Origin of the sequence: Pantoea sp. AS-PWVM4 (genome assembly GCF_000468095.1) — a bacterium.
GTDB lineage: Bacteria > Pseudomonadota > Gammaproteobacteria > Enterobacterales > Enterobacteriaceae > Pantoea > Pantoea phytobeneficialis.
Genome location: NZ_ASZC01000011.1, coordinates 1 through 13,235, shown reverse-complemented (window position 1 = coordinate 13,235; position 13,235 = coordinate 1). Strand labels below are relative to the sequence as shown.

The 13,235-nt window shown below is 49.6% G+C and carries 10 protein-coding genes; 7 read left to right on the top strand and 3 right to left on the bottom strand.

The window, feature by feature from the left end; all coding sequences use genetic code 11:
* The first annotated feature begins 110 nt into the window (after nucleotides 1-110).
* The 6 genes from napF (at nucleotide 111) to nudK (ending at nucleotide 5,091) form a co-directional block, all read left to right on the top strand.
* The gene (napF, locus tag L579_RS23305) at nucleotides 111-584 is read left to right on the top strand and encodes a ferredoxin-type protein NapF (protein ID WP_021184289.1); all 474 of its coding nucleotides are present in this window, start codon (nucleotides 111-113) and stop codon (nucleotides 582-584) included.
* Complete coding sequence (locus L579_RS10860) at nucleotides 571-855, top strand: chaperone NapD (RefSeq protein ID WP_021184288.1); 285 nt, start codon at nucleotides 571-573, stop codon at nucleotides 853-855. The genes napF and L579_RS10860 overlap by 14 nt, the downstream gene beginning before the upstream one ends.
* The gene (napA, locus tag L579_RS10855; protein ID WP_021184287.1) at nucleotides 846-3,332 is read left to right on the top strand and encodes a nitrate reductase catalytic subunit NapA; all 2,487 of its coding nucleotides are present in this window, start codon (nucleotides 846-848) and stop codon (nucleotides 3,330-3,332) included. The genes L579_RS10860 and napA overlap by 10 nt, the downstream gene beginning before the upstream one ends.
* A gap of 11 nt (nucleotides 3,333-3,343) precedes the next feature.
* A complete protein-coding gene (gene napB, locus L579_RS10850; RefSeq protein ID WP_021184286.1) occupies nucleotides 3,344-3,775 on the top strand; it encodes a nitrate reductase cytochrome c-type subunit in 432 nt (143 codons plus the stop codon).
* Nucleotides 3,772-4,356, top strand: a complete 585-nt coding sequence (gene napC / locus L579_RS10845; RefSeq protein WP_036626430.1) for a cytochrome c-type protein NapC — start codon at nucleotides 3,772-3,774, stop codon at nucleotides 4,354-4,356. The genes napB and napC overlap by 4 nt, the downstream gene beginning before the upstream one ends.
* 156 nt (nucleotides 4,357-4,512) lie before the next feature.
* Complete coding sequence (nudK, locus tag L579_RS10840; RefSeq protein WP_021184284.1) at nucleotides 4,513-5,091, top strand: GDP-mannose pyrophosphatase NudK; 579 nt, start codon at nucleotides 4,513-4,515, stop codon at nucleotides 5,089-5,091.
* Between the two features lie 52 nt (nucleotides 5,092-5,143).
* On the opposite strand, the gene L579_RS10835 is transcribed toward nudK, so the two are convergent.
* Nucleotides 5,144-10,015: a hypothetical protein gene (locus tag L579_RS10835; protein ID WP_021184283.1), complete on the bottom strand. Its 4,872-nt coding sequence runs from the start codon at nucleotides 10,013-10,015 to the stop codon at nucleotides 5,144-5,146.
* Between the two features lie 350 nt (nucleotides 10,016-10,365).
* Here L579_RS10835 and L579_RS10830 point away from each other — a divergent pair, with 350 nt between their 5' ends.
* Complete coding sequence (locus tag L579_RS10830; protein ID WP_021184282.1) at nucleotides 10,366-11,430, top strand: DUF1176 domain-containing protein; 1,065 nt, start codon at nucleotides 10,366-10,368, stop codon at nucleotides 11,428-11,430.
* Nucleotides 11,431-11,435: 5 nt separating this feature from the next.
* On the opposite strand, the gene ampH is transcribed toward L579_RS10830, so the two are convergent.
* Both ampH and L579_RS10820 read right to left on the bottom strand, forming a co-directional pair.
* Complete coding sequence (ampH, locus tag L579_RS10825; RefSeq protein ID WP_021184281.1) at nucleotides 11,436-12,605, bottom strand: D-alanyl-D-alanine-carboxypeptidase/endopeptidase AmpH; 1,170 nt, start codon at nucleotides 12,603-12,605, stop codon at nucleotides 11,436-11,438.
* 136 nt (nucleotides 12,606-12,741) lie between these two features.
* A partial coding sequence (locus L579_RS10820) for a transketolase-like TK C-terminal-containing protein (protein ID WP_036626426.1) occupies nucleotides 12,742-13,235 on the bottom strand: 494 nt, incomplete at its 5' end.

The following is a 13,235-nucleotide window of genomic DNA, read 5'->3' as shown; positions in this document are numbered from 1 at the left end:
TGCTCCCCCCTTGATCCCACTCCGGGAATTACTCCTTTCGGGTGATATAGCCCTCCATTGTGTCAGGTTATTTTAAGCCCTAATTTTCTAACCCGAATTAAGGTGTACCGATGGGGCTGTCACGACGCCAATTCTTCACCGGGCAGCGTAAAGCTGTCACGGGGGCGATTGCATTGCCGTGGTGGCGCCATCAGACCGGGTGTGACGGTTGTGGCAACTGCGTAACCGCCTGCGAAACGCAGATTGTACAGCTTGCGCCCGGTGCGGTACCGCAGATCGATTTTCAACGAGGTGAATGTACCTTCTGTGCCGCCTGCGCCGATGCCTGCCCACAGGCGCTGTTTTATCCGCGCGAGCAGCAGCCGTGGCAGCAACGTATCCGCATCAGCCGTGATTGCATCACCTTTCAGGGGGTGAATTGTCGCAGTTGTCAGGAAAATTGTGAGCAGCAGGCCATCGTTTTTCGCCTTACTGCCAACGGTATCGCACAACCCGAAACCACGCCGCAGCATTGCACCGGTTGTGGTGCGTGCATCGCGCCTTGCCCGGTTTCAGCCACAGGATTACATCATGAACCCGAATAACAGTTGGCACGTCTGTGGCCTGGTGATTCAGGCGCGACCGGCGGCTTGTGCTGCGGTCACGCAGGAGCTACTGACCTGGGCCGACAGCGACATCGCCGCTCAAGACGCCGCACGCGGCACCCTGGCGGTCACGTTGGGCGCGTCCGATAGCGCCACGCTGCTAAGCAACATTGAAGCCACGCGCAATATCCCAGGCGTGTTGGCGGTATCGCTGGTGTATCACCAGCAGGACGAATTTGAAGAACTTGCCAAGGAAACCTCATGCAACTGAGTCGTCGTGATTTTATGAAAGCCAATGCGGCGGCGGCAGCTGCAACCGCTGCGGGATTAGTCATCCCTACCGTTACCAAAGCCGCCACGGCGTTGGCGGCACCGATTCGTTGGGAAAAAGCGCCCTGTCGCTTTTGCGGAACGGGCTGCGGCGTGCTGGTGGGCACTCAGGATGGTCGTGTGGTTGCTTCACAGGGCGATCCGCAGGCGGAGGTGAACCGTGGCCTGAACTGCATTAAAGGCTATTTTCTGCCCAAAATTATGTACGGCAAGGACCGTCTGACCCAGCCGCTATTGCGGATGACCGAAGGGCGTTTCGACAAAAATGGCACATTCACGCCGATTAGCTGGGAACAGGCGTTCGACATCATGGAGGAGAAGTTTAAGGCTGCGCTTAAGGCCAACGGACCGGAATCCATTGGTATGTTCGGTTCTGGCCAGTGGACCTTGTGGGAAGGTTACGCGGCCTCCAAGCTGATGAAAGCCGGTTTCCGCAGTAATAACCTCGATCCCAATGCGCGTCACTGCATGGCGTCGGCGGTGGTTGGGCTTATGCGTACCTTTGGCATGGATGAACCGATGGGCTGCTATGACGATATCGAGCAGGCTGATGCTTTTGTGTTGTGGGGATCGAACATGGCCGAGATGCACCCGATTCTCTGGTCCCGTATCACGGCGCGTCGTCTCAGCAATGAAAACGTCAAAGTTGCCGTGCTGTCGACCTATCGCCATCGCAGCTTTGAGCTGGCGGATAACGGCATGGTGTTCGTGCCTCAGACCGATCTGGTGATCCTCAACTTTATCGCCAACTACATCATTCAGAACGGCAAGGTGGATAAAACCTTCCTGGAAAACCACGTCACGCTGCGTCAGGGTGCGACTGACATCGGTTATGGTTTGCGTCCGACCGACCCGCGTCAGGCGAAGGCGAAAAATCCGGACAGCGATGCCTCGACGCCAATCAGTTTCGACGAGTACGCGAAGTTTGTCGCGGAGTATACGTTGGAAAAAGCCAGTGCCATGAGCGGTGTCGAGCAAGATCAACTGGTGAAACTGGCCGAGTTGTATGCCGATCCCAACATCAAGGTGGTGTCGTACTGGACGATGGGTTTCAACCAACATACGCGTGGCGTGTGGGCCAATAATCTGGTCTACAACCTGCACTTGCTGACCGGCAAAATTTCACGCCCTGGTACCGGCCCCTTCTCTCTGACCGGGCAACCGTCAGCCTGTGGTACGGCGCGTGAAGTGGGGACGTTTTCCCATCGTTTGCCTGCCGATATGGTGGTGACCAACGACAAGCATCGCGCGCTGGCAGAAAAACTGTGGAAGTTGCCGTCCGGCACCATCCCGGCCAAACCGGGCTACCACGCAGTGGCGCAGGACCGCGCGCTGAAAGACGGAAAAATCAATGCCTACTGGTCGATGTGCAACAACAACATGCAGGCCGGACCGAACCTGACGCAGGAACGTATGCCGGGTTGGCGCGATGAGCGCAACTTTGTGGTGGTGTCGGATCCCTATCCGACCGTCAGTGCGCTCTCAGCCGACCTGATTCTGCCCACCGCCATGTGGGTGGAAAAAGAGGGTGCCTATGGCAATGCTGAACGCCGCACCCAGTTTTGGCATCAGCAAGTCAAAGCGCCTGGGGACGCCAAATCCGATCTGTGGCAACTGGTGAACTTTTCGAAGCGATTCCGCGTGGCGGAAGTGTGGCCGGAGGCATTGATCGCCCAACAGCCGGCGCTACGTGACAAAACCCTCTACGACGTGTTGTTTGCCAATGGCCAGGTTAACCAATTCCCGCTGAGTGAGGTCGCCGACGACCAACTGAACGATGATGCCCGTGCTTTCGGCTTCTATCTGCAAAAAGGATTGTTCGAAGAGTACGCCAGTTTTGGTCGTGGTCACGGCCATGATTTGGCACCGTTCGACACTTATCATCAGGCGCGTGGTTTGCGCTGGCCGGTGGTTGACGGCAAAGAGACGCGCTGGCGTTATCGCGAAGGTCATGACAGCTACGTCAAAGCAGGCGAGGGCGTGCGCTTCTACGGCAAACCAGACGGCAAAGCGACCATTTTTGCCCTGCCGTACGAGCCGCCTGCTGAATCACCGGATGCGGAATACGATCTGTGGTTCTGTACCGGCCGCGTGCTGGAACACTGGCATACCGGCACTATGACGCGCCGTGTGCCGGAGCTGCATCGTGCGGTGCCGCAGGCGTTGCTGTATATCCATCCGCTGGATGCCAAAGCGCGTGGTCTGCGTCGGGGCGAGAAAGTGCGCGTGGTTTCCCGTCGGGGTGAAGCGATGGCCACCGTCGAAACGCGTGGCCGTAATCAGCCACCGCAGGGGTTGGTGTTTTCACCGTTCTTCGATGCCGGGGTGCTGGTCAACAACGTCACGCTGGATGCCACCGACCCGCTTTCGAAACAGACCGATTATAAAAAATGCGCCGTTAAGCTGGTGAAAATTTAAGGCAGGATGCAATGAAACCTCTTATCACACTTCTTACATTGGCTGCCCTGACATTGGGCGGCGCGGTCTGGGCCGATAACGGCGTGGACTTGCAACAGTCACCGGAGGTGACGGCCACGCAGCAGGGCACGATCCATCAGCCCAAAGAGCAGAGCCGCAAGCCGCTGAACTATGTCAATCAACCACCGGTGATCCCGCATAGCGTTGATGGCTACCAGGTGACGAAAAACGTTAACCGCTGCCTGCAATGCCACGGTACGCAAAGTTACCTCACCACCGGTGCGCCCCGCGTCAGTCCAACGCACTTTACCGATCGTGATGGCCTGGTCAGTAGTACGGTTTCACCGCGCCGCTATTTTTGTCTGCAATGCCATGTGCCGCAGACCGATGCCAAACCGGTGGTGGAAAACACCTTCCGTCCGGCTGAGGGCTTTGGTCAATGAAGCAGATGATTCTCCGCATCTGGCGCTGGTGGCGTCGTCCCAGCCGCCTGGCGCTTGGCACGTTGCTGCTGATTGGTTTCGCCGGAGGCATCATTTTCTGGGGCGGATTTAATACCGGCCTGGAGATGACCAATCGCGAGCAATTCTGTATCGGTTGCCATGAAATGCGTAACAACGTCTATCAGGAATATATGCAGACGGTGCACTACAACAACCGCAGCGGCGTGCGTGCGACCTGCCCGGATTGCCATGTGCCACACGAGTGGGGGCCAAAAATGTGGCGTAAGTTACAGGCCAGCAAAGAGGTGTATGCCAAGGTGTTCGGCATTATCGACACGCCTGAAAAGTTTGAGGAAAAGCGGCTTGAACTGGCGCAAAACGAATGGCGCAGGATGAAGAACAACAATTCGCAAGCCTGCCGTAACTGCCATAACTTTGAATATATGGATTTTACCGCGCAGAAGACGGTCGCGGCGAAGATGCACACCAAAGCGGTGGAGGAAGGCAAAACCTGTATCGACTGCCATAAAGGGATTGCGCATCACCTGCCAGATATGAAAGAGGAAAAGAACGGATTTTGATGTTTACAGCGCGGTAAACCGCGCCGCTACCAGAAAGGTGCGTAGCGGCGCGATTAATCGCGCTGTTTTCATCTGCGCGAGAAACAATTCAGATAGTTTTCCCCGCCATAACGTTTTACTCTTTCAGGCTCCCTCAAAATTTGCAGTGGAGTGGTCATGCCGTTAAAGATCAATATCATCAAAGACAAGTTGCTGTCAGAAAACTGGTTTGTGCTGCGCAACTTTACCTACGAACTTACCCGTAACAATGGCGAAGTGCTGCGTCACAAACGTGAAGTCTACGACCGTGGCAACGGCGCAACCATCCTGCTCTACAACCGTGAAAAAAATAGCGTGGTGCTGACGCGCCAATTCCGTATTGCCACCTACCTGAACGGTAATGAGAGTGGCGAACTGATTGAGGCCTGCGCGGGCCTGCTGGACGACGATACGCCTGAAGACTGCATCCGTAAGGAAGCGATTGAGGAAACCGGTTATCAGGTGGGTAAAGTGGAAAAACTCTGGGAAGCCTATATGTCACCAGGGGGCGTTACCGAGATTCTGCACTTCTTCGCTGCTGAATACAGCGAAGCTCAACGCGCGAACAAAGGCGGCGGTGTTGAAGACGAAGAAATTACCGTGCTCGAACTGGCGTTTCCTGAAGCGCTGGCGATGGTGAAAAATGGTCGTATCCGTGACGGTAAAACCATTATGTTACTGCAACATGCGCAACTGGCAGGATGGCTGCACGCCTGATGCTAACGCCAGGCATAAAGCGTAACGGCGCGATTTATCGCGCCGTTGGAGTTTAATGGCTGCCAGAACCGGAGGTTCCCGGCTGGTTATCCTCTTCACTCTCCTGTTCAGCTGTGTGGTTTAACTGTTCCAGAAATTTTCTGACTAATGGGTAAGTAGTTATGTTTCCATCAGGAACTGTGCCATGTGTGGTGACATAGGCCGCATTCATTACAGCCGGAAACATTTCCTCAACTAAAGGTCTGACAGGTTCGACCAGCTTATGCAACGCACTATTAATGACGGAATCACGGTAATCAGGTTGGTTAGGTATCATACTCGATACGAAGCCAGCATCGGTTGACTGAACCTGTATGCCGTTATATTTCTGGCCGTCTACTTTCAGTAATATGACCTCTCTTTTGTGAACGTCTTCTATGATTTTATCGGGTAACGCTGCGGCATAATTTCCCCGTTTCGCATCATTAGCAGAAATCTCCAGTTTTAGATTATATGAAACGATATTTCCGCCTGAGTAGTAGTAGGTCACTTCATTTTTATGATTTATTGTCACGATATCTCTCCCGATGGTAAGGGCGAGATGCTCCAACATTCGCTCTTGCAATGAGCTGAGAAAGGGTTCAGGTAAAGAGACGTTCTCAGGACGAAATCGGGTAAAAGGGCTTACCATCTCTCTAAGTTGATTGTCGATGGGGTTGCATGATCTGGCAGTATTGGCGGCAGGTATCATGGCTGTGGTGGCGGCGCTGTTTGAGGGCTTAGGGTCAGCAACATATGGTGGCAGAAAGGTCTGCTTTTCTTTATATACACTCTCCGCTACAACTGGATGGATATCACGAAGGGTATCCGGCTGAAAAAAGAATTCATGATAAGAGAGTTTGTTATTATTAGAGGTAGGATAAACGCTGGGGATCGCATGCATAAAGTCAGCAGTTATCGTGTTTATAACGATTTCAGTATTTAAAGTATGTGTTTGTGTGAGAGTCGCGACATGTTTTGGTTCAACTTCTCCATTTTTAACAATGTTTACTCTGATGTTATGGTTGGCTTCAGTGCGTATCCTTTGTGTATTTGCAAATTTAAAATCGGGGTTGGTTTTCTTAATGGCTTTTAAAATCTTATTCTGATCAGGTCTCTTTTTATCATCCAATATGTCGACATTCTTGGTACGTATCATTGTCAGACCAATATCATATTCATGGCTATGTTCACTTTGGAAAAACTCATCATTGGAAAATATAATTATCGATTTATGCCCGTCACGTACTATGGTTTTGTAAACAATATATCTTGGCTGCCACCAAAAAATAAACTCCCTGGAGAAATCCATCACATGTTGAAGGAATATATTCGACTCGAGCGTCATCTGTTGGTTCCATAGGTCTCGGTCATTTCTGTATTCAATCTGACGTTGATCTCTTATGGCATCTTCCCTTTCACATTTTTCTCGATAGAGTGCCCTCTGGCGTTCGTGTTCCGTTAAGAGAACTCCTGCTTGAATCGCCGCATTTATTGTGCTCGCATTCAGCGAAAAGTTGAGGGCCTCTATTCTTTTTTGGTTACATTCAATCTCATCGTCACGTATTTTGGATACGAATGAAAGCCAGGGTTTAAGCCTGAAGAATTTAAAATAGAGCGAGGGGGAAAGTTGATGCCTGCGGTTTAATGCATGGAGGAAATCAGCATGACTGGTAGCATTCATATCGCCTAAGATAAAGGTTTCTTTCGATAGTCTGGCGGTAGTACGTTTAATGACATCAGGTTCCATCTTGATAAGTGAAGGGATACCTTTTTCCTGATCAAGCTCCTGGATCTCAAAAAATAATTGGCTCGGGGTTTTACCTTCTTTGTCACTAAATACTTTTTTAAATTTCACATATAGATCGTAAATGTAGATAGCGTATCTTTCGCTGCTTTCTTTTGCTAATTCTTTCATTTTATCGAATAGCTTTTCTATATCTGAAGCGTAGTCGCTACTACTTGACTTGAATAAGTTATATAATCCATGTTTTAACAGTTTAAATTGATCGGGTGTTAAGCGGAGTTTCCTGGTATGAGTATTTTTTTCGTTAGGTTTGGAAATGTACTCCTTCAACGCTTTTTCGATAGCATCGGGGTTATCAATAATTTGGCATAAAGCCAGTAAATTAAATGCAGCCTGATCGTGTTCCGGGTTAAAAAAATCAATCGATTTTTTTATTTCATCGTTTAAAATGCTGTCCATCTGTGCCAATAACTGTGTTGACAGGGTATTAAACTGCGTAGCTACTTGTACACTTTGTGAAGTAGCTGCTGGGTCTGATAAGGGAATGGAAGAAAATAATTCGTGAACAATAACGGATATCACTTCGGAATGATAATTAGGATGCTCTTTACCATCATTTAGCATTTCGCTCAGGAATTGGGTTGTTTTTTCCTGACTGCCACTGTTCAGCGGAAGACCCATTTCCTGCATCTTGGCATAAAATTTATTAATGTCTTTAGCCTGGTAGGATGAAAAATAATTGTCCAGAAGAGGAATGATTTCGTTAAACGGTTCGTCATTATCTTCTTCGATTAAACTATTCAACTCCACATTTTCCAAAATCGTACTGGCTAACTCTTTGAGTTTCTCTTTCAACTCAATATTATAAGGTTGCTGATTTAATCTGTTCTTTTGTTTAATAAATTCTTCTTTCAACGTGTTCTGCTCGGCGTCACTGAATCCGTTAAGGTCAGCAAACCTTACGATATACTCCACGCTTTCAAGGTGTTCAAGTGTCGTTGTCGTTTCAGCTACCACCTCCTGGAGGTACTGAATAATAACCACTAAATGATCAACGTTACTGATTTGCTTTGCGGTAAAGAGGTTATCTGTCTGATGAGCGTGATGTCTAAAATGATATGACGGTGTATAATTTATTTCTGCCATATCACTGAGGAACTTTTGTGGTGCCACTTTTAGCAGGCTGGCAAGTTTGGTGCGAAAAGTGAAAGGTCTTAAATCGGCATCAGAAAAACATCCGTCACAAAGTAAATAGTTTATCATATCAGAAGATATTATCTGCAAATCTTCGGTTGTGATATTTGGATTTATCAGCTTGATGATTTTTAGGTCAAGTTTAATGCTTTGTTTAAATTTCCACCTTAATTTTTCTTTGTTTATTCTATTTGAAACGTACTCTAAAATGGTATCGAAATGATCAAGTTTAACAAAATGCCTGATTTTATGATTGTCGTGCATCATTACCGTTTGCTCGGTCGCATCGATATTCTCGGCATGTTTTTTATCGGCGAATCCCAGTAATATATGCCACTGTGCCATCCAGTCCATTTCAGGATCAGCAATACAGTTCTGTAGAGCAGCCAGCAGTAATGCCTTAATAACTACGTGACCTTCGTGATCTAACTGATTAAAGGTGAGTTCCTGAATCATATCGGGATGGAGGAATTTTTCTCTCATTACGTGATATAATTGAGTAAGATTACCCATATTATCTGCAATGACGCGGTTGTTATACAATGTATTAGCAACACATAACGCTTCTGATACCGATAATTCCTCCGTCATGAATTGAGGAGTAACAGCTTTTACTTCCGGTGCTATGCCTATTGCACTGACAACTTCATTAAGGATTTTTTCATTTTTAAGTAACGTCGTAAGTGATTTTCTCACTCCGGAATAGGCAGTGTCATAAATTGATTTCAGACCTGAATCAAGAGATGCTGATATATCCAGCCCCCAATTTCTGGATGCGCGTAGTTCACTCCTCAGATCATCAGTACTATCCAGTAAATTAATGCAAATTGGTATGGAGTTAAATAGCGCTTTTAGTAAGCTGGTTTTTTTCGACGTTGCACGTTCCGGAGCTATTGTTGCCAGTTCAACTTCTATTTGTTTTTCTCTTTTTGTTCTGCTGTCCTGAGCTAACAATACCTTATAGTTATTGAGCTGTTCTAATAACTGTTTGCCATGATCCGTACAACTTAACACGAAGGTTAAGCCCTTATTTTCCTGCATTGATTCTATTGCTGCGGCAACACTTTTATCATTGAGATGCAGATCGCAAAATTGATGGCGATATAGATTGTTTTCTTCCTGGGAAGGTGTTGAAGGAGCACAAAGGGTCTTTAATTCATCATACAACTGGTATTGACGTGCTATGAAGTCAGGAAAAGTGTCATCGTCGTTAGTCTCCAACATATGGTTTACATTGTCGCGGAGGTAATCCCATAAGTTAAACCCCACCAAAAAATCCCTAAGGGGATTATCTCCTTCATCAATGATGGCCCGCCATAATGATTTGATTTTTTCTGTGTTGTTTTTTTCTTTTTCATAAACTGTCATAAACATATCGATTTGGCTGAAGTATCTTGCAAATACCTTACTTGTCTTTGCCTGATGGATGGCCAATATTTTTTGAATAAACTCCCCAATGCTCTTGTTGTTAATGGTTTTACTTAGCTTCTTTAAAGTTGCTTTATTTATTTTGTAGGTTTCCTTTGCTTTTTTATTTATGCTTTTTATAATGTTGTCGTTTTCGGCTTTGAAATTTAACAGGCAATCTTTGTATTGGATTACCAGAGGGTTAGTTGAACCAGCCATTTCAGTGGTAAGTCGAAAAATGGAGTCGGTGAAAGTATTAAGTTTAAACAAACGCTCTATATGCTGCTTACCATTTATATTTGATAAACCTTTTATTCTTGGCTGGAGAGTAAAGCATGCTGGACTGGAGGATGACGGGGTGACATGTATGCCAAACGAAGTCGCAGCGGGAGACAATGACGGTGAAATTAGTGACTCCAGCGGTTGCTGACTATAGGGAACGGTATTTTTTTCGTTGATGGTGGAGATTTGATTAATGATAGCTGGCGTTGTAGTAATGATTTCATTGACGGGTGAAGGTTGTATTGTGGAACGTGTGGAATTGTAAGTACTAAGCATAATTCATCCTCTTCCTTGATGACTTCGCACTGAATTGGCACTTTGCCAGCGTTAAAATTAACATGCTCCAACATGGCGATAATGTGACGCTTTCTCGACTCCAGACAATCTCTCTCATAATCCCTGACCGTGTGCCGGGCTGGCTGACGCATTGTGCGACAAATCCGATTGAGCGCGCGGCGTTGGACAAGGATGATGACCCCTCGCACCACCCGCACAGATCGCTCCCAGGCGACGTCTTTTTCGGCAGTTAGTACCGCTTTTAGGGCCAGCTCACATATTAGGCCCGGTGTCAGCGCTGCCACTGCGCTATCATCTTCTCTCTAAGATTTTGGGGATCGGTTTTCTTAATGTCGTATTGGATGAAATCGCTGCTTTTATTGCTTTTTCTGTTTGCTGCGGGAGTGCAGGCGGATCCACTGCAAAAGTCATTTTCTGACTGGCAGCTGACCTGCAACAATGCGGCTTTTTGCGTAGCGCGCAGTTTTCCTGGTGATAATGGCCTGGTCATGACCCTCTCCCGGCATGCGGGTGTCGATGATCGTCCTTTGCTGCGCATTGATTATGGCAGCGCTTACACTGGTGAACTTCCCGGTGCGTCCTTACAGGACAATCTGTTGCTCGATCAGCGTCTGCTGAAACCCGATCTCAAACACTGGAGTGTGGAACCGCATCATCTCGCCACCAGCAATCCTATCGCTATTGATGAGTTTCTGGCACAAACGCTGGACGCGGATACCCTCCAGCTCACCTGGCAGGCCAAAGCAGCCGTTTCATTGCACGGGATGAAAGCGGCGTTGCTGCTGATGGATGAGGTGCAGGGCAGGGTGAACGGTTTGAGTGCCTGGATAAAGCGCGGCGATCGGGTGGTATGGGATGTACCGCCGCAGCCAGCGTTACCCCGGTTGCCTGCGCCTTTGCCGCAGCCTGCGCCACTCACCCATGACGAAGCCAGTGGGTTGATCGACTATGGTACCTGGCGCATCAATACCGACAGTTGTTCACTCGATCCGATGCGGCGTGAAGTGAGCGTCGCGCCGCTCACCGACGATAAAGCGTTGCTGCTGGTGAGCTGTGAAACCGGGGCGTATAACGTGATTGATCTGGCCTTTGAAGTTACACGTAGTCAACCCTATGTGGCGCGCGGTCTGACGCTGACCTTACCCTTCACACCAGCGTCACGCAGTGATAATCAACTGGAGCTGGTGAATGCCGAATACGATGCCAGCAGCGGCTTCCTTTATACCTTTAGCAAGGGGCGTGGCCTGGGGGATTGCGGCATCGCTACGCGCTGGCAGTTTGATGGCAATGAATTTGTGCTGGCGGAGTATGCGGAAGAGAAGACCTGTGATGCCTGGCACAGCAGCGATGACTGGCCAACCTTGTGGGTCAGCCAGTCGGAGACGGCACCGTAATCGCGTTAACGGATTGCCTGTACCATCATCGGTGAGCCATTCTGGTTACCCACCAGTTCGGCCAGCAGATCATTGACGCCATCGCTCATCGGCGTAAAGCGGGTTAACGGCGAGCGCGTCACCACCACAAACACCCCGACATTTTGCTGCGGTATCATCGCCATATAGGTAATGAACCCACCCGCACCACCGGTTTTCTGAATAATGCCTGGGCGACCGTTTTTCGGCCCCATATAGACCCAGCCCATACCCAGCGCATCGGCACGTCCGGGGACATCCATCCCTTCCACTTTATTCAACTGGTCACGGCGATAAATCAACGTTTGCAAACGATCGATTTGCGGCGTGCGTTTGTTGACCGCAGAGTTGAGGAACTGTTGCATCCAGCGGCCCATATCGTCCGGCGTTGAATAGACGCCGCCGCTGCCAATCGCTGCGAGGGTGTTGTTACACGGACTGGCACCTTTTTCAGCAATCATCAGACGCTTGCATTGATCTGGCGAGGGGGTATAGGTGGTGTCCTTCATCCCCAGTGGGCGGGTGATCAACTGCTGGAACAGGGCTGGATAGGGTTGACCGCTTGCTTTCGCCAGCGCATCGCCCAGCAGGTCATAACCGAGGTTGGAGTAGGCTGCATTGGTACCTGGTGCCGCTTTCAGCGCAGCACGCGACAGCCACTGCCAGCGATCACTTCGGGTTGGCCAGACAAACACCGGACGATGCGGTTTGCCACCGGGCTGCTCACGCGGCAGACCACTGGTATGGGTCGAAAGATTAATCAGGCGAATCGGTTGGCCGTTGAAGTTTGGCACACGCACGCCCGATGGTGCGTATTTGCTTAAAGGATCGTCGAGACGAATCTGACCACGCTCCGCCATTTTCACCATCACTTCGCTAGTCATCAGCTTGCTGAGCGAGGCAATACGAATCACCGAGTCTTGCTGTGGCCGGGTGTTATTGCCGGGGCTGGTTTCGCCGAAGCTGGCGAAAACACGCTGGTTGCCATCAATCGCCACCAGTGCCATGCCAACGGCACCGCTGCCGTAAAAGATATGTTCAGCGTAACGATCAACGATCTGCGAAGCGAGCAAGGGGTCTGGAGACGCCTGCGCCATGCTTTTTAACGGAAGCAGCGAAACCAGTAAGCTCAGTAAAAAGGGTGTACGTTTTTTCAACGGGAAAGCGTCCGCCAGGCTAATTAAAGGAACGTCTTATAGTAATCAGTTTGCGAGGGGCGGAAAGAGGTCAAGTAAGATTTTTTTCTGTTTCAGGCTGTGATCAAAAACGGCCCCACAGCGGGGGCCGGGTCAATTAGTGCGGCTTGAGTAAGGCTTCGGTATGGCTGACGATATTTTCCACGGTAAAGCCAAATTCCGGGAACAGTTTACCGGCTGGTGCCGACTCACCAAAGGTGGTCATGCCGACGATGGATCCGTCAAGGCCAACATACTTGAACCAGTAATCGGTAATCCCGGCTTCCACCGCCACGCGTGCTTTAACGCCAGAAGGCAGCACCGATTCACGATAAGCCGCCTCCTGTTTATCGAACACGTCGGTGCAGGGCAGGGATACCACGCGGATACGATGACCATCCGCCGTCAGTTTATCCGCTGCACCAAGAGCGATTTCGATTTCCGAACCGGTGGCGATGATGATCGCTTCCGGCGTGCCGTCGCAATCCTGCAACACATAACCACCCCGCGCGATATCTGCAACCTGCGCAGGGTTGCGTTCCGGTTGCAGTAAATTCTGACGCGACAGAATCAGCGCGGTTGGGCCGTGCTGACGTTCCACCGCCGCCTTCC

What these genes read in the sequence shown, in the direction of transcription:
- L579_RS10860 (WP_021184288.1), top strand. Translation starts at nt 571, where the DNA reads ATGAACCCGAATAACAGTTGGCACGTCTGTGGCCTGGTGATTCAGGCG.
- napC (WP_036626430.1), top strand. Translation starts at nt 3,772, where the DNA reads ATGAAGCAGATGATTCTCCGCATCTGGCGCTGGTGGCGTCGTCCCAGC.
- napB (WP_021184286.1), top strand. Translation starts at nt 3,344, where the DNA reads ATGAAACCTCTTATCACACTTCTTACATTGGCTGCCCTGACATTGGGC.
- L579_RS10830 (WP_021184282.1), top strand. Translation starts at nt 10,366, where the DNA reads ATGTCGTATTGGATGAAATCGCTGCTTTTATTGCTTTTTCTGTTTGCT.
- nudK (WP_021184284.1), top strand. Translation starts at nt 4,513, where the DNA reads ATGCCGTTAAAGATCAATATCATCAAAGACAAGTTGCTGTCAGAAAAC.
- L579_RS10835 (WP_021184283.1), bottom strand. Translation starts at nt 10,015, where the DNA reads ATGCTTAGTACTTACAATTCCACACGTTCCACAATACAACCTTCACCC.
- napF (WP_021184289.1), top strand. Translation starts at nt 111, where the DNA reads ATGGGGCTGTCACGACGCCAATTCTTCACCGGGCAGCGTAAAGCTGTC.
- napA (WP_021184287.1), top strand. Translation starts at nt 846, where the DNA reads ATGCAACTGAGTCGTCGTGATTTTATGAAAGCCAATGCGGCGGCGGCA.